13 protein-coding genes are annotated in these 16,475 nt (G+C 67.7%); 8 read left to right on the forward strand and 5 right to left on the reverse strand.

Going from position 1 to position 16,475, the window contains the following annotated elements; all coding sequences use genetic code 11:
• Nucleotides 1-74: 74 nt before the first annotated feature.
• Genes AC3WPZ_RS06550 through AC3WPZ_RS06570 form a run of 5 tightly spaced genes read right to left on the reverse strand, consistent with a single transcriptional unit; the run spans nucleotide 75 to nucleotide 4,972 of the window.
• Nucleotides 75-1,100 (reverse strand): LLM class flavin-dependent oxidoreductase, encoded by a 1,026-nt coding sequence (locus AC3WPZ_RS06550; RefSeq protein ID WP_382324933.1) that lies wholly within the window; start codon nucleotides 1,098-1,100, stop codon nucleotides 75-77.
• Nucleotides 1,097-2,017, reverse strand: a complete 921-nt coding sequence (gene cysK, locus AC3WPZ_RS06555; protein WP_382324931.1) for a cysteine synthase A — start codon at nucleotides 2,015-2,017, stop codon at nucleotides 1,097-1,099. Before cysK ends, AC3WPZ_RS06550 begins: the two co-directional genes overlap by 4 nt.
• Entirely contained in the window at nucleotides 2,014-2,433 is a 420-nt protein-coding gene (gene msrB, locus AC3WPZ_RS06560) for a peptide-methionine (R)-S-oxide reductase MsrB (RefSeq protein ID WP_444686608.1), read from the reverse strand. Before msrB ends, cysK begins: the two co-directional genes overlap by 4 nt.
• Nucleotides 2,434-2,444: 11 nt before the next feature.
• Nucleotides 2,445-3,932 (reverse strand): protein adenylyltransferase SelO, encoded by a 1,488-nt coding sequence (locus AC3WPZ_RS06565; RefSeq protein ID WP_444686607.1) that lies wholly within the window; start codon nucleotides 3,930-3,932, stop codon nucleotides 2,445-2,447.
• Between the two features lie 44 nt (nucleotides 3,933-3,976).
• Entirely contained in the window at nucleotides 3,977-4,972 is a 996-nt protein-coding gene (locus AC3WPZ_RS06570; RefSeq protein ID WP_492438701.1) for an AraC family transcriptional regulator, read from the reverse strand.
• A 219-nt stretch (nucleotides 4,973-5,191) separates the two neighbouring features.
• Here AC3WPZ_RS06570 and AC3WPZ_RS06575 point away from each other — a divergent pair, with 219 nt between their 5' ends.
• From AC3WPZ_RS06575 to AC3WPZ_RS06610, 8 genes are all read left to right on the forward strand, one after another.
• Nucleotides 5,192-6,916 carry a carboxylesterase/lipase family protein gene (locus AC3WPZ_RS06575; protein WP_492438703.1) on the forward strand — a complete coding sequence of 575 codons (1,725 nt, stop codon included), beginning with the start codon at nucleotides 5,192-5,194 and terminating at the stop codon, nucleotides 6,914-6,916.
• Nucleotides 6,917-7,097: 181 nt separating this feature from the next.
• Nucleotides 7,098-8,741, forward strand: a complete 1,644-nt coding sequence (locus AC3WPZ_RS06580; RefSeq protein WP_492438705.1) for a 3-(methylthio)propionyl-CoA ligase — start codon at nucleotides 7,098-7,100, stop codon at nucleotides 8,739-8,741.
• A gap of 136 nt (nucleotides 8,742-8,877) precedes the next feature.
• Nucleotides 8,878-10,113, forward strand: coding sequence for a branched-chain amino acid ABC transporter substrate-binding protein (locus AC3WPZ_RS06585; RefSeq protein ID WP_382157788.1), 1,236 nt, complete (start codon nucleotides 8,878-8,880; stop codon nucleotides 10,111-10,113).
• Between the two features lie 81 nt (nucleotides 10,114-10,194).
• The gene (locus AC3WPZ_RS06590) at nucleotides 10,195-11,229 is read left to right on the forward strand and encodes a branched-chain amino acid ABC transporter permease (RefSeq protein ID WP_382157790.1); all 1,035 of its coding nucleotides are present in this window, start codon (nucleotides 10,195-10,197) and stop codon (nucleotides 11,227-11,229) included.
• A gap of 3 nt (nucleotides 11,230-11,232) precedes the next feature.
• Nucleotides 11,233-12,525: a branched-chain amino acid ABC transporter permease gene (locus AC3WPZ_RS06595; RefSeq protein ID WP_492438707.1), complete on the forward strand. Its 1,293-nt coding sequence runs from the start codon at nucleotides 11,233-11,235 to the stop codon at nucleotides 12,523-12,525.
• 2 nt (nucleotides 12,526-12,527) lie between these two features.
• Nucleotides 12,528-13,310: an ABC transporter ATP-binding protein gene (locus tag AC3WPZ_RS06600; protein WP_382324916.1), complete on the forward strand. Its 783-nt coding sequence runs from the start codon at nucleotides 12,528-12,530 to the stop codon at nucleotides 13,308-13,310.
• Nucleotides 13,310-14,005 (forward strand): ABC transporter ATP-binding protein, encoded by a 696-nt coding sequence (locus AC3WPZ_RS06605; RefSeq protein ID WP_382157796.1) that lies wholly within the window; start codon nucleotides 13,310-13,312, stop codon nucleotides 14,003-14,005. Before AC3WPZ_RS06600 ends, AC3WPZ_RS06605 begins: the two co-directional genes overlap by 1 nt.
• A 343-nt stretch (nucleotides 14,006-14,348) precedes the next feature.
• Nucleotides 14,349-16,463: a 3-hydroxyacyl-CoA dehydrogenase NAD-binding domain-containing protein gene (locus tag AC3WPZ_RS06610; RefSeq protein ID WP_492438709.1), complete on the forward strand. Its 2,115-nt coding sequence runs from the start codon at nucleotides 14,349-14,351 to the stop codon at nucleotides 16,461-16,463.
• The last annotated feature ends 12 nt before the right edge of the window (nucleotides 16,464-16,475 follow it).

Here is a 16,475-nt window from a genome sequence, read left to right on the forward strand (position 1 = left end):
CGCCGCCTTCGGCGTCTCCCCCTCGAGGGGGCGCACCCAGCGGCCCGGCAAAGCCGGTTCCGCGGGTGCTCTGGTCAAGCGGAGGCGGCGACCGGCTGCTGCGTGGCCATCGCCTCGGCGGCGATGCTCAGCGAGCGCAGGCGCAGCGCGGGGTCGAACAGGTCGCTCACGATCATGAACTCGTCGGCCTGGGTCACCTGGGCCAGCGACTGCAGGCCCGCGCGCACGGTCTCGGGCCCGCCGATCACGGCGGCGGCCAGGAAATCGGCGATCGCCGCCTGTTCCTGCGCGTGCAGGCCTTGCATGAAGCCCTTCACCGGTGGCGGCAGCTGGCCGCGCTTGCCGGTGAGGATGCCCAGCACGCGCTGGTAGGTGCTGCTCGCGAGGTACTCGGCCTCTTCGTCGGTGGGCGCGGCCACCAGCGGCACGCCCACGACGGCGTAGGGCTCGGCCAGCGTGGGCGAGGGCTGGAAGCGCGTGCGGTAGACATCCAGCGCCTGCAGCAGCAGGCGCGGCGCGAAGTGCGAGGCAAACGCATAAGGCAGGCCGCGCTCGGCCGCCAGCTGCGCGGAAAACAGGCTCGAACCCAGCAGCCAGATCGGCACGTTGGTGCCCGCACCGGGGTTGGCGATGAGCCGCTGGCCGGGCGAGGCGGGGCCCAGCAGGTGCTGCAGCTCGGCCACGTCGCGCGGGAAGTCGGCCTCGGTCTCCACGCGGTCGCGCCGCAGCGCGCGCATGGTGTGCGGGTCGGTGCCGGGCGCGCGGCCCAGGCCGAGGTCGATGCGGCCCGGGTAGAGCTCGGCCAGGGTGCCGAAGGCCTCGGCCACCACCAGCGGCGCGTGGTTGGGCAGCATGACGCCGCCCGAGCCGATGCGCATGCGCTTCGTGCCGCCCGCGATGTGGCCGATCAGCACGGCCGTGGCCGAGCTGGCGATGCCGCTCATGTTGTGGTGCTCGGCCAGCCAGTAGCGCGTGAAGCCGAGCGACTCGGCGTGCTGCGCGGTGCGCAGGGCCACGGCCAGCGCGTCGGCCACGGTGCCGCCTTCGCGCACGGCCACCAGGTCGAGCATGGACAGGCGGATGTCGGAGAGGTTTTTCATGCCGGGAGGAAGCCTTCGATGGAGAGATACCGCTCGCCGGTGTCGTAGTTGAAACCGAGCACCACGGCCTTGGCCGGCAATTCGGGCAGCTTCTGCGCGATCGCCGCCAAGGTGGCACCCGAGGAAATGCCGACCAGGATGCCTTCTTCGCGCGCGCTGCGCCGCGCCATGTCGCGCGCGGGTTCGGCGTCGACCTGGATCACGCCGTCGAGCAGGCTGGTGTCGAGGTTGTTGGGGATGAAGCCCGCGCCGATGCCCTGGATGGGGTGGGGCGAGGGGTTGCCGCCGGAGATGACGGGCGAGGCCGACGGCTCCACCGCGAACACCTTGAGCTGGGGCCAGCGCGCCTTGAGCACGCGCGCCACGCCCGTGATGTGGCCGCCCGTGCCCACGCCGGTGATGAGCACATCGATGCCGTCGGGGAAGTCGGCCGCGATTTCCTCCGCCGTGGTGCGCACGTGCACGTCCACGTTGGCCGGGTTGTTGAACTGCTGCGGCATCCACGCGCCCGGCGTGGCGGCCACGATCTCCTCGGCGCGCGCGATCGAGCCCTTCATGCCCTTCTCGCGCGGGGTGAGGTCGAAGCTGGCGCCGTAGGCCAGCATCAGGCGGCGGCGCTCGACCGACATGCTGTCGGGCATCACCAGGATCAGCTTGTAGCCCTTGACGGCAGCGACCATGGCCAGGCCGATGCCGGTGTTGCCCGAGGTGGGCTCGACGATGGTGCCGCCGGGCTGGAGCGCGCCCGAGCGCTCGGCGTCTTCCACCATGGACAGGGCGATGCGGTCCTTGATGGAGCCGCCCGGGTTGCTGCGCTCGGACTTGATCCAGACCTGCTGGCTCGCGTCGCCGAACAGGCGCTGCACGCGGATGTGCGGGGTGCGGCCGATGGTGTCGAGAATGTTCTGGGCTTTCATGGCGTGTCCTTCTTCGGTTGGTGTTCCAGCGAGGCGGAGTTCATGCAATAGCGCAGGCCGGTGGGGGAGGGGCCGTCCTCGAACACGTGGCCCAGGTGCGCGCCGCACTGGCTGCACACGGTTTCCACGCGCACCATGCCGTGGCTGCGGTCGGTGATCTCGGTGATGGCGCCCGGCACGGCCAGCGAGAAGCTGGGCCAGCCGCAGCCGGCGTCGAACTTGGTGTCGGCGTCGAACAGCTTGTTGCCGCAGCAGATGCAGTGGTAGCTGCCGTCGGCCCAGACCTGCTCGAACTTGCCGGTGTAGGGGCGTTCGGTGTGGGCATGGCGGGTCACGTCGAAGGCGCGCGGCTCGGCGCCTTTGGCGGCCAGCAGCTCGCGCCATTCGGCTTCGGTTTTCTGGACGGGGAAGTTCATCGGGAGGTCTCCTAGGACGAGCAGCTGATCTCGATCTGGCTGGCCCAATCGGGCGGGAAAGCGGCCAGGTCTTCTTGGCCGGGAAGTTCTTCAAATGGGTGTTCGAGCGCGTTTTGCAACCGCGCGAGCTCGCTGAAGTCGCCCTGTTTGGCGCGCTGGATGGCGATCTCACCCAGGTGGTTGCGCAGCACCACCTGCGGGTTGGTGCGCAGCATGCGGGCCTGTGTGGCGCCGGCATCGAAGCCGGGTTCGGCCCGCAGGCGCTCCTGCCAGCGCAGGGCCCAGGCATCGAAGGCCTCGCGCTGCAGGAACAGGTCGCGCACCGGGTCGAGCGGGCCGGCCACGGCGTGGCTCAGGCGGCGCCAGAAGATGGTGAAGTCCACCGCGTCGGCCGCCATCAGCTTCATCAGCGATTCGGTGAGCTCGGCGTCGCCGTCTTCCGTGCGGCCCAGGCCCAGCTTGGCGTTCATGCGGCGCTGCAGCGCGGCCGGCATCAGCGCCTTGTAGGGCTCCAGCGCGTCCAGCGCCTGCTGCTGGTCGTCCATCAGCGGCAACAGCGCCTGGCCCAGCGCGAACAGGTTCCAGTAGGCGATGTTGGGCTGGCGGTTGTAGGCGTAGCGCCCGCCGGTGTCCGAGTGGTTGCAGATGTGGCCGGGGTTGAAGGCGTCGAGAAACTGGAACGGCCCGTAGTCGATGGTCAGGCCCAGGATGCTCATGTTGTCGGTGTTCATCACCCCGTGGCAGAAGCCCACGGCTTGCCACTGCGCCACCATTTCGGCGGTGCGCGCGCTCACGGCCTCCAGCAGGGCCGCGTAGGGGCTGCCCGGTGCTTCGCGGCAGGCGGGGTAGAAGCGGTCGATCACGAAGTCGGCCAGCTGGCGCAGCTCGCCGTGCAGGCCGTGGTGCGAAAAATGCTCGAAGTGGCCGAAGCGAATGAAGCTGGGCGCCACACGCGTGACCACGGCGGCGGTCTCGATCTGCTCGCGGCGCACCGGCGCGGGCGAGCCCGTGACGCACAGCGCGCGGCTGGTGGGAATGCCCAGGGCGTGCATGGCCTCGCTGCAGAGGAACTCGCGAATCGAGCTGCGCAGCACCGCGCGGCCGTCGCCCATGCGCGAATACGGCGTCAGGCCGGCGCCCTTGAGCTGCACCTCCTGCGGGCCCGAGGGCGTGTCCACCTCGCCGAGCAGGATGGCGCGGCCGTCGCCCAACTGGCCGGCCCATTGGCCGAACTGGTGGCCGCTGTACACGCTGGCCAGCGGCTGTGTGCCCGCGATGGGCAGGTTGCCGGTGAAGGCGTCGAGCGCGGCGGGCGAGGACAGCCAGGCCCGGTCCAGGCCCAGCAGATCGGCCACGGCCGGGCTCGTGCCCACCCAGTGGGGCGAGGGCAGGGGGGTGGGGGCTCTGAGGGTGTAGAAGGCTTCGCCCAGGCTGGCGAAGCGGTTGTGCCAGGCCAGGCCAAGCGCCAGGCTGGCGGCCATGTCGACGGGTCGGTTCATGTCCACCATTGTCCGCATCGGGGCCGACATGGCGGGGCGCAGGGTCAATCCGACGCGTTCAGCGACGCGGCCAGCGGCTCGCTCTCGGCCAGGCGGGCGCGGTACTGCCCCGGCGACACGCCGAACCAGCGCTTGTTGGCGCGGAAGAAGTTGCTCTGGTCGGCGAAGCCCAGCAGGTCGGCCACCTGGCCCAGGGTGTAGCGGTCTTCGGCCAGGTACTTCTGCGCCAGGTCGCGCCGGGCGTCGTCCAGCAGCTGCTGGAAGTTGGTGTCTTCCTCGCGCAGGCGGCGCTGCAGGGTGCGGTCGGCCATGGCCAGGCTGCTGGCGATGTCTTCGCGGCGCGGCTCGCCGAGGTGCAGGCGGTGGATGATTTCCTCGGTCACGCGCTGGCCGGTGCTGGCATGGCCCAGCCGCACCAGGCGCGACTCGATCACGCGCTGGTGCATGTCGAACAGCACCGGGTCGCTGGAGAGCAGCGGCATCTCCAGGTCCCGGTTGGTCAGCAGCAGCCGGTTGCGCGGCTGGCCGAAGCGCACCGGGCAGCCGAACGCCGCCACATAGGGCCGGGCATCCGCCGGCTCGGGGTCGACGAACTCCACGGCCTGGGGCTGCACGTCGCGCCGCGTGATCCAGCGGCACAGCGTGGCCACCGTGAGCAGGCTGTATTCCAGGCGCTGGCGCGGCAGCGGCCGGGTGTTGCCGATCAGGCCCAGCACCATCCAGTGGTTGCTGCCGTCGGGTTCGAGGTCCAGCGTGATCGCGTCCGAGATCACGGCGTAGTAGCGCGAGAGGTTGATCAGCCCGGCCTTGAGGGTCGGGCTGGCCAGCATCACGTAACCCACCATGTCGAAGTTGACATGCCGCGCCGGCAGCTCGCGGTCCATGCCCAGGGCCGGGTTGCCAGACCAGGCGACGGCCAGTTCCCACAGGCGGGTGATGTCATCGACCTCGACCCGCCCGTCCGGGTCCTGCAGCAGGGCGCCGTCGATGCGCGCGCCGGCCAGCAGGCGCGGCGCGTCCAGGCCCCGGGAGGCAAACATGTCGGCGAGGCATTTGACCCAGAGGGCGGAACTGCTTCTTCGGCTGGGGTGGTGGCGTCGTGAAGTCACTCGATTGGTCGTGTTGCGATAGCGGCGTATCGGGCACCCGTTCCTAGAATTTCCGAGGACGGTGGGCATCGGCGGGAAGCTGGAATTCAAAAGGATTTCAGGCGCTGGCGCAAGCGGGTTATCGCTTCAAAGAATCACAGGAGACAAGACATGGGCAGCAACACACGGTGGTGGGTGGCGGGCGCAGCCTGCCTGACTTTGATGGCCTGCGGCGGCGGCGGGTCCGGCGAGACGCCGCCCGTCCCGGGGCCGGAGGTCCGGCAGATCGCCCAGGGCACGATCAAGGGCCGCAACGACGCGGCCTCCAACGGCACCTACGCCTGGAAGGGCATTCCGTTCGCCCAGCCGCCGGTGGGCGCGCGGCGCTGGAAGGCGCCCGCGGCGGTGGCGGCCTGGAGCGGCACACGCGACACCACGCAGTTCGGCGCGGCCTGTCTGCAGAACGGCCGCCTCTACGGGCCGGGCGCCAACAACCGTTTCGACGCCACGATCGGCGCGACGCTGAACACGCCGGTGGGCAGCGAGGACTGCCTGTTCCTCAATGTGTGGCGGCCGGCCAGCGCCACCACCGGGCTGCCCGTGATCGTCTTCGTGCACGGCGGCAGCAACATCACCGGCTACACCGCCGACCCCATCTACGACGGCGCGGCCCTGGCGCGCAGCGCCAATGCGGTGGTGGTCACGCTCAACTACCGCCTGGGCGTGCTGGGCTTCATGAACCTGCCGCAGCTCAAGACCGGGCTCGACAGCGCGGAGGATTCGGGCAACTTCGCCCTGCTCGACATCGTGCAGGGCCTCAAGTTCGTGCAGCAGAACGCCGCCGTCTTCGGTGGCAACGCGGCCAACGTGACGCTGATGGGGCAATCGGCCGGCGCGACCAACGTGTGGTCGCTGGTCGCCTCGCCGCTGGGCGCCGGCCTGTTCCACAAGGCCGTGCCGATCTCGGGCGGCATTTCGCTGGCGAGCAACCTGCCGGTGGGCACCATCCCCTCGCTGAACGACGCAGCGGCCTCGCTGGCGCAGGGCAATGCGCTGCTGGCCCGGCTGGTGATTGCCGATGGCCTGGCCGTCGACCTGCCAACGGCGCAGGCCTACATCGCCACGCAGTCGGCGCCGCAGGTGGCGGACTACCTGCGCGGCAAGGCCGGCGGCACCGTGCTCACCACCTTGCTGGCCAACAACCTCACGGGTTCAGGCCCGATTCCCGACGGCACGGTGCTGCCGCTGAACCCGATCAACGAGTTCGCGGCGGGCCGTTACAACAAGGTCCCCGTTCTGGCCGGCACCACGGCGGAAGAGGGCAAGCTGTTCCCCGGCTTCCTCACGCTGCTGGGCGGGCCCGCCGGCTTCATCGTGACCGACGCCCAGCTCTTCAACCTGCTGTTCGGCTTCGACCCGAATGCGCCGACGCTGCTGACCGAGGGCGACTTCCTCAACGCCGCGTACCTGCCGTCCAACGCGGCCGTGACCGGCTGGACCGCGCGGGCCGCGCAACTCACGGCGGCGTCCTTCGGCGTTGGCCGCGACAACGTGCTCAACACGCTGAGCACGCAGCAGGCCGACATCTGGCACTACCGGTTCGACTGGGCGCAGCAACCCGCGCCGTGGAACACGGTGTACGGCGCCGCGCACGCCTTCGACCTGCCGTTCGTGTTCGGCAACTTCGGCCCCTCGCTGTTCGCCAACGCCATTGGCGGCAACGCCAACCGGGCAGGGCGCGAGGCGCTGTCGGGCCACATGATGGCCAGCGTCGGCCAGTTCGCCCGCACCGGCAACCCCAACCACGCCACGCTGGGCGCCACCTGGCCGGCCTGGCCCGGTCAGCTGCATTTCAACGCCTCGCTCACGGCCGCGCAGATCAGCGCCGTGCCTTGAGGCAGATCAAGCCACCGCCATTCACCCCATTCGACGCAACACCATGTTGATGAAGGCCGAGGTATCGTGTCCCGCAACGGACACCGAGGGCATTCCCCCTGGATATCCCCGGGGCAGCCGTGCGGGGCAACCCGCTACGATGAACGCCGATTCCAACCCCCTCATCGACAGGAGACTCCCCATGCTGGGCCAGATGCAGAGCCAACCCCTTTTGATTTCCTCGCTGATCGTGCATGCCGAGCGGCACCACTCGAGTGGCGAAATCGTGTCCCGCCGTGTGGAAGGCGACATCCACCGCAGCACCTGGGGCCAGATCGCGAGCCGCTCGCGCCAGGTGGCCAATGCGCTGGACGGCCTGGACCTGCCCCAGGGCGACCGCGTGGCCACGCTGGCCTGGAACGGTTACCGCCATCTGGAACTGTATTTCGGCGTGAGCGGCACCGGCCGCGTGCTGCACACCCTCAACCCGCGCCTGCACCCCGAGCAACTGGTCTGGATCGTCAACCACGCGGAAGACAAGGCGGTCTGTTTCGACATGACCTTCCTGCCGCTGGTCAAGGCGGTGGCGGCCAAGTGCCCGACGGTGAAGCACTGGATCGCGCTGTGCGACGCGGACAAGCTGCCGGCCGACAGCGGCATTCCCGGCCTGCGGAGCTACGAGGCCTGGATGGGCCAACAGCCCACGACCTACGACTGGCCGACCTTCGACGAGAACTCCGCCTCGAGCATGTGCTACACGAGCGGCACCACCGGCAACCCCAAGGCCGCGCTGTACTCGCATCGCTCCACGCTGCTGCATGCATTCGGCGCGGCGCTTCCCGACGCCATGTGCCTCTCGGCGCGCGACAGTGTGCTGCCCGTGGTGCCCATGTTCCACGTCAACGCCTGGGGCCTGCCTTACGCGGCGGCGGCCGTCGGCTGCAAGCTGGTGTTCCCCGGTGCGGCGCTGGACGGCAAATCGGTCTACGAACTGATCGAGGCCGAGAAGGTCACCATGGCCGCCGGCGTGCCCACCGTCTGGCAGATGCTGCTGGGCCACCTGCAGGCCAACAACCTCAAGTTCAGCACGCTCAACCGCACCGTCATCGGCGGCTCGGCCTGCCCGCCGGCCATGATCAGCGCCTTCAACGACGTGTACGGCGTGGACGTGCTGCACGCCTGGGGCATGACCGAGATGTCGCCGCTGGGCACGGTCTGCACGCTGAAGAACGCACAGCTGGCGCTGTCGCCGGCCGAGCAGCTCAAGGTTCGCCTCAAGCAAGGCCGCGCCATCTTCGGCGCCGACATGAAGATCGTCAACGAGGCCGGCGAAGAGCTGCCCTGGGACGGCAAGGCCTACGGCGACCTGCTGGTGCGCGGCCCCTGGATCATCGCCAGCTACTTCAAGGGCGAGGGCGGCGACCCGCTGCGCTACGACGCGCAGGGGCACGGCTGGTTCCCCACCGGCGACGTGGCCACCATCGACGCCGACGGTTTCATGCAGATCACCGACCGCAGCAAGGACGTGATCAAGTCCGGCGGCGAGTGGATCAGCTCGATCGACGTGGAAAACATCGCGATGGCGCACCCGTGCGTGGCCATGGCGGCCTGCGTGGGCATGAAGCACCCCAAGTGGGACGAGCGCCCCATCGTGGTGGTGGTGAAGAAACCCGGCACCGAACTCAGCCGCGAGGAATTGCTGGCCTTCTACGAAGGCAAGATCGCCAAATGGCAGATCCCGGACGACGTGGTGTTCGTCGAGGCGATCCCGCTGGGCGCCACCGGCAAGATGCAGAAGATGACCCTGCGCGAGCAGCTCAAGGACTACGTGCTGCCGGGCGTGTGAAAAGGGGCCCGGGCGCACCATCGCAAGGCACCTTGTCGCCTGCGTGATAGAAGCCCGGGCAATCCCCTACGCTGCACCGCACCAGAAGCCCTTACGCTGCGCCTATTCGATTCGTCAACAACAAGGAGACATAGGTATGAAACTGACCGTGAAGATGATTGCAGGCGCCGCCATGCTGGTGGCCGCCGGTGCGTCGTTTGCCCAGGCGGGTGAAACCGTCAAGATGATCCGGATCGACCCGCTGACCGGCCTGCTCGGTCCCGTGGGCGTGAGCCAGATCAAGGGCTACCAGTTCTTCGCCGAAAAGTTCAGCGGCAAGGGCAACCCGGCCGGCGTGAAGTTCGAAGTCACCCCGATCGACAACAAGCTGAGCCCGGCCGAAAGCCTGAACGCGCTCAAGGCCGCGATCGACCAGGGCGCGCGCTACATCATCCAGGGCAATGGCTCCTCCGTCGCGCTGGCACTGGCCGACGCGGTCGAGAAGCACAACGCCCGCAACCCTGGCAAGGAAGTCCTGTACCTCAACGACTCCGCCGTGGACCCGGACCTGACCAACAGCAAGTGCAGCTACTGGCACTTCCGCTTCGATGCCGACACCTCCATGAAGATGGAAGCCATGGCCAGCTTCATCGCCAAGCAGCCCGACATCAAGAAGGTGTACTTCCTGAACCAGAACTACTCGCACGGCCACCAGGTCGTGAAGTTCGGCAAGGAAGCCCTCACGCGCAAGCGCCCGGACATCCAGTTCGTCGGTGAAGACCTGCACCCGCTGGCCCAGACGCGCGACTTCGCCCCCTACATCGCCAAGATCAAGGCCTCGGGCGCCGACACCGTGATCACCGGCAACTGGGGTTCCGACCTCTCGCTGCTGATCAAGGCGGCCAACGAGAACGGCTACACCGGCAAGTTCTTCACCTACTACGCCGGCGTCACCGGCACGCCCACCGCGCTGGGCTCCAACGGCGCCGGCCGGGTCTACCAGATCGCCTACAACCACTACAACATGGGTGGGCAGATGGACGCCTGGATGAAGGAGTTCAACCAGAAGTACAACGACGACTTCTACACCGGCTCCACCATCCGCATCTTCGAGTTCCTCGGCGCGGCCATGGCCAAGGCCAAGTCCACCGACCCCGTGAAGGTGGCCGCCGCCATGGAAGGCCTCACCGTCAAGAGCTTCAACGGCGAAGTGCAGATGCGCAAGAACGACCACCAGCTGCAGCAGCCGCTGTACATGTCGGTCTGGCAGAAGGCCGATGCCAAGTACCCCTACAGCCCCGAGAAGACCGGCATGACGCTGGCGCCGGTGGCGGAGTACCCCAACTACGTGTCGAGCACGCCGACGAGCTGCCAGATGAAGCGCCCCGGGTAAACCACCACACCCATCCAAAGAGCCCGAGCGGGTTGCCGTATCGGGCTCTTTTTCATTCATCGATGAGGAAGGTTTGAGGGAATGGAGTTTTTCATCATCTCGATGCTGAACGGGCTGAGCTACGGGCTCCTGCTGTTCATGCTGAGTTCGGGTCTCACGCTGATCTTCAGCATGATGGGCGTGCTCAACTTCGCGCACGCCAGCTTCTACATGCTGGGGGCCTACGTGGGTTACACGGTGGCGCAGTTCGTGGGCTTCTGGCCCGCGCTGCTGATCGCGCCGATCGTGGTGGGCCTGCTGGGTGCGGCGTTCGAACGCCAGTGCCTGCGCAAGGTGCACAAGTACGGCCACGTGCCTGAACTGCTGGTGACCTTCGGCCTGTCCTACGTCATCGTCGAGCTGGTGCAGCTCGTCTGGGGCCGCATCGCGGTCGAGTTCCGCCCGCCCGAAGAGCTGCGCGGTCCGGTCTTCACCCTGATCAACAACTCCGTCGAAGGCCTGCGCATGGTCTGGGGCGCCGCGCCGCCCGAGCTGTGCAGCGCCGCCGACGCGGCCATCCGCGTGGTCTGCTCGCCGTTCCCGGCCACACGCGGTTTCATGATGCTGGTGGCGGTGGTGATGCTGGCCTCGGTCTGGCTGCTGCTCACGCGCACCCGCATCGGCCTGGTGATCCAGGCCGCGCTCACCCACCCCGAAGCCGTCGAGTCGCTGGGCCACAACGTGCCGCGCGTCTTCATGCTGGTGTTCGGCGCGGGCTCCGCGCTGGCCGGCCTGGCCGGCGTCATCGGTGGCAGCACCTTCCTCACCGAACCGGCCATGGCCGCCACGGTGGGCTCGGTGATCTTCGTGGTGGTGGTGGTCGGTGGCATGGGCTCGCTCTCGGGTGCCTTCGTCGCCTCCATCCTCATCGGCGTCATCCAGACCTTCGCCGTGGCCTTCGAGTACTCGCTGGCGACGCTGGCCCAGCAGATCGGCCTGCCGCTGTCGGACGCCGTGGCCAACAACTCGTACGTCAAGCTCACGCTGTCCCAGGTCGCGCCCATCCTGCCGTACCTGTTCCTGGTGCTGATCCTGATCTTCCGGCCGCGTGGCCTGCTCGGCAAACGGGAGGGCTGAGCGATGACCTCCAAACATTACGAATTCAAGCCGCTCAACGTCGGGCGCTGGCTGACCTGGGGCCTCTTCGCGCTGCTGCTCATCGTGGCGCCGAGGATCTTCACCAGCGGCCTGGCGATGACGGTGCTTTCGCAGATGGGCATCGCCATCATCGCCTGCCTGTCCTACAACATCCTGCTGGGGCAGGGCGGCATGCTCAGCTTCGGGCACGCGGTCTACACCGGCCTGGGCTCCTTTCTGGCGATCCACGCGCTCAACAGCGTGACCGCCGGCTCGCTGCCGCTGCCGGTGTCGCTGATCCCCATCGTGGGCGGCCTCGCGGGCGTGGGCTTCGCGGTGCTGTTCGGCTACGTGACCACCCGCAAGTCGGGCACCACCTTCGCCATGATCACGCTGGGCCTGGGCGAACTCGTGTTCGCGCTCTCGCTCATGATCCCCGAGTTCTTCGGTGGCGAAGGCGGCGTCTCGGGCGACCGCATGGCCGGCAAGCCCTTCATGGGCATCACCTACGGGCCGCAGGTGCAGGTGTACTACCTGATCGCCGTCTACACCTTCATCTCGGTCGGGCTCATGTTCGCCTTCACCCGCACGCCGCTGGGCCGCATGCTCAACGCCGTGCGCGACAACCCCGAGCGCGTGGAGTTCGTGGGCTACGACACCCAGCGCGTGCGCTACATGGCCTTCATCATCGCCGGCTTCTTCGCCGGCATCTCGGGCGGCCTGGGGGCCTTGAACTTCGAGATCGTCACCGCCGAGGTGGTGGGCGCGGCGCGCTCGGGCGCCTACCTGCTGTTCACCTTCCTGGGTGGCGCCACCTTCTTCTTCGGGCCCATCATCGGCGGCATCCTCATGGTGCTGGCCTTCGTGCTGCTCTCGGAGTTCACCAAGGCCTGGCTGCTCTACCTGGGCCTGATCTTCCTGTTCATGGTGATGTACGCCCCCGGCGGCATCGCCAGCCTGATCATGATGAACCTGCGCGTGGCGGCCTTCGGGCGCCTGCGCGAACTCTGGGTGAGCTACCTCGCGCTGGCCGGCACCGCCCTGGTGATGCTGGTGGGCGCGGCGGCCATGATCGAGATGGTCTACCACCTGCAGCTCAACACCACCCTGGGCTCCGAACTGCGCTTCCTCGGCGTGCCACTGGACGCCAAGGGCATCAACAGCTGGTTCGGCGCGGGCATGGTCATGCTCACCGGCCTGGGCCTGTTCGAACTCACGCGCCGCGCCTTCCTGCGCGAATGGGGCGAGATCCAGGAATACATCGAAAAAGAAATCAAGCGGCGGGAGGCGCTGTGAGCATGAACGCACCATCAACCTACGCGCTGGAACTCAAGGACCTGCGCAAGAGCTTCGGCAAGACCGAGATCATCCGGGGCGTGAACCTGGCTGTGAAGGCGGGCGAGCGCGTGGGCATCATTGGCCCCAACGGCGCGGGCAAGTCCACGCTGTTCAACCTCATCAGCGGGCGCTTCGCGCCCAGCAGCGGCCAGGTGCTGCTCAACGGCCAGCGCATCGACGGCAAGAAGCCGTTCGAGATCAACCGCGCCGGGCTCTCGCGCAGCTTCCAGATCACCAACATCTTCCCCAAGCTCAGCGTGTTCGAGAACCTGCGCTGCGGCGTGCTCTGGAGCCTGGGCTACAAGTACACCTTCCTGAAGTTCCTGGCCGACCTGGACGACGCCAACGAGCGCGCCGAGCAGCTCATGGAGATGATCAAACTCGACCGCAAGCGCGACACGCTGGCCATGAACCTGACCTACGCCGAGCAGCGCGCGCTGGAGATCGGCATCACCATCGCCGGCGGCGCCAACGTGATCCTGCTCGACGAGCCCACCGCCGGCATGAGCAAGAGCGAAACCAGCCGCTTCATCAGCCTCATCAAGGAAGTGACCGTGGGCAAGACCCTGCTCACGGTGGAGCACGACATGGGCGTGGTGTTCGGCCTGGCCGACCGCATCGCCGTGGTCGTCTATGGCGAGGTGCTCGCCTTCGACACACCCGCCGCCGTCCGGGCCAACCAGCGCGTGCAGGAGGCCTACCTGGGCTCGCACGTGGCAGACGCGCAGGGAGCGGCACACTGATGTTGAAAATCGAAAACCTCCACGCCTACTACGGCAAGAGCCACGTCCTGCACGGCGTGAGCTTCGACGTGCAGCCCGGCGAGATCGTCGCGCTGCTGGGCCGCAACGGCTCGGGCCGCTCCACCACCGCCAAGGCCGTCATGGGCCTGGTGGAATGCCAGGGCAGCATCCACTGGAAGGGCCAGCAGATCATGGGCAAGAAGGCCTATGAGGTGGCCCACCTGGGCCTGGGCTACGTGCCGGAGAACCGCGACATCTTCCCCACGCTCACCGTGCACCAGAACCTGATGCTGGGGCAGAAGGGCCGCGGCAAGGGCTCGCGCTGGAGCTTCGAGGACATGTACGGCATGTTCCCGCGCCTGCGCGAGCGCCAGCACACCGAAGCGGGCGTGCTCTCGGGCGGCGAGCAGCAGATGCTCACGCTGTGCCGCGCCCTCATGGGCGACCCCGACCTCATCATCATCGACGAGCCCACCGAGGGCCTGGCGCCCAAGATCGTGGAGCTGGTCGGCCAGTACCTGCAGACGCTCAAGTCGCGCGGGATCTCGGTGCTGCTGATCGAGCAGAAGCTGACGATTGCCATGGCGATTTCGGATCGCGCGCTGGTCATGGGGCACGGCAGCATCGTGTTCCAGGGCACGCCGGAGAGCCTGCGCGCCGATCCTTACACCCGCAAGGAGTGGCTGGAGGTTTAGGTGTGGCCCCCACGCTCCGCCGCTGCGCGGGTCGCTGCCCCCCAAGGGGGCTTTCCCGGCTTGGGGCGGCCCGGCGCCGGGACTCCCCCGCGCCGCCTGCGGCGGCACCCCCCCACTGGGGGGCGATGCCTGTGGGCCGGCGGAGCCGGACCCACGGCATCCTGGTTGCGGGCACGCCCTCCGGAGCCAATTCCTTTTTTCGCCTCCCTGAGACAAGCCGGCGACACCCGGGTCTTGCGGCGTTGCACAATCTTTCTAGAATCGAACGATCGTTCTTTTTAAAGAAGAGCGTCACAGTCAACGCCCTCAGGCACTGTCCGACATACAACGAAGGAGCTTTTTCATGACCGCTGAGTACCAGGTCCACGGCGATGTGGCCGTCATCACCATGAACAACCCGCCGGTCAACGGCCTGGGGCTGTCCACCCGCCAGGGCATCACCGACGGGCTGGCCAAGGCCGAGGCCGATCCGGCCGTGAAGGCCATCGTGCTGACGGGTGCCGGCAAGGCGTTTTCGGGTGGGGCGGACATCCGCGAGTTCGGCTCGCCCAAGGCGCTGGCCGAGCCGAACCTGCTGTCGGTGATCCTGGCGGTGGAAAACGCCTCCAAGCCGGTCATCGCCGCGATCCACTCCGTCGCCATGGGCGGCGGCCTGGAGCTGGCCCTGGGCTGCCACTACCGCATCGCCGCGCCCGGCACCAACGTGGCGTTGCCCGAAGTGAAGCTGGGCCTGATTCCCGGCGCCGGCGGCACGCAGCGCCTGCCGCGCGCGCTGGGCGTGGAGCCCGCGCTCAACATGATCGTGAGCGGCGAGGCCGTCAAGAGCGAGATGCTGGCGCAGGTGCCCGGCCAGATGCTGTTCAACAAGCTGTCGGCCTCGCCCGAGAGCCTGGCCGAGGAAGCCCTGGCCCTGGCCCGCGAGATGGCCGCGAAACACGCCGACGGCAGCGCGCTGCCCCGGGTGCGTGACCTGCCCTGCAAGCACCCCAAGGGCGACGCGTACTTCCAGTTCGCGCGCAACATGGTCAAGGGCATGTCCAAGAACTTCCCGGCGCCGGCCAAGTGCGTGGACGCGGTGGAAGCCGCCACCAAGAAGAAGTTCGACGACGGCATGGCCTTCGAGCGCGAGATCTTCATCAACCTGATGTGGACGCCCGAGTGCCGCGCGCTGCGCCACCTGTTCACGGCCGAGCGCGCCGCGAGCAAGATTCCCGATGTGCCGGAAGACACGCCCAAGCGCGAGATCGCCTCGGTGGCCGTCATCGGCGCCGGCACCATGGGCGGCGGCATCTCCATGAACTTCCTCAACGCCGGCATTCCGGTGAAGATGCTGGAGATGAAGCAGGAGGCGCTGGACCGCGGCATCGCGACCATCCGCAAGAACTACGAAGCCCAGGTGAAGAAGGGCAAGCTCAAGCAGGACAAGTACGAGCAGCGCATGGCGCTGCTGAGCACCACACTGAGCTACGACGACATCGGCTCGGCCGACCTCGTGATCGAGGCCGTGTTCGAAGAGATCGGCGTGAAGGAAAAGGTGTTCAAGGAACTCGACCGCGTGATGAAGCCCGGCGCGATCCTGGCCTCCAACACCTCCACGCTGGACGTGAACCAGATCGCCAATTTCACCCAGCGCCCGCAGGACGTGGTGGGCCTGCACTTCTTCAGCCCGGCCAACGTGATGAAGCTGCTGGAAGTGGTGCGCGGCGAGAAGACCGCCAAGGACGTCATGGCCACCGTGATGGCCGTGGCCAAGAAGATCAAGAAGACGGCGGTGGTCTCCGGCGTGTGCGACGGCTTCATCGGCAACCGCATGATCGAGCAGTACGGCCGCCAGGGCGGTTTCCTGCTGGACGAGGGCTGCACGCCCGAACAGGTGGACAAGGCGATGGAGAAGTTCGGCATGGCCATGGGCCCGTTCCGCATGGGCGACCTGGCCGGCAACGACATCGGCTGGGCGATCCGCAAGCGCCGCTACCAGGAAAAGCCGGACATGAAGTACAGCAAGACGGCCGACCTGCTGTGCGAGAAGGGCCGTTTCGGCCAGAAGACCGGTGCCGGCTGGTACGACTACGTGCCGGGCAAGCGCGACGCGATCCCGAACGCCGAGGTCGTGAAGATGATCGAGGACCACCGCAAGTCGCTCGGCATCACGCCGCGCAAGATCTCCGACGAGGAGATCGTGCAGCGCCTGGTGTACTCGCTGGTGAACGAGGCCGCGCACATCCTGGAAGAGGGCATCGCCAACAAGGCCAGCGACATCGACGTGGTCTACATCTTCGGCTATGGCTTCCCGATCCACCGCGGCGGTCCGATGATCTACGCGGACACGGTGGGCCTGTTCAACGTGGTGCAGAGCATGAAGCGCTTCGCCAAGAACCCGCTGGACGACGCGAAATTCTGGGAGCCGGCACCGCTGCTGGCGCGACTGGTCGCAGAAGGCAAGACCTTTAATTCGTGATGACCCCCCTGC

The sequence above is a fragment of the Hydrogenophaga sp. FW305-3-2-15-A-LB1 genome (assembly GCF_058787875.1).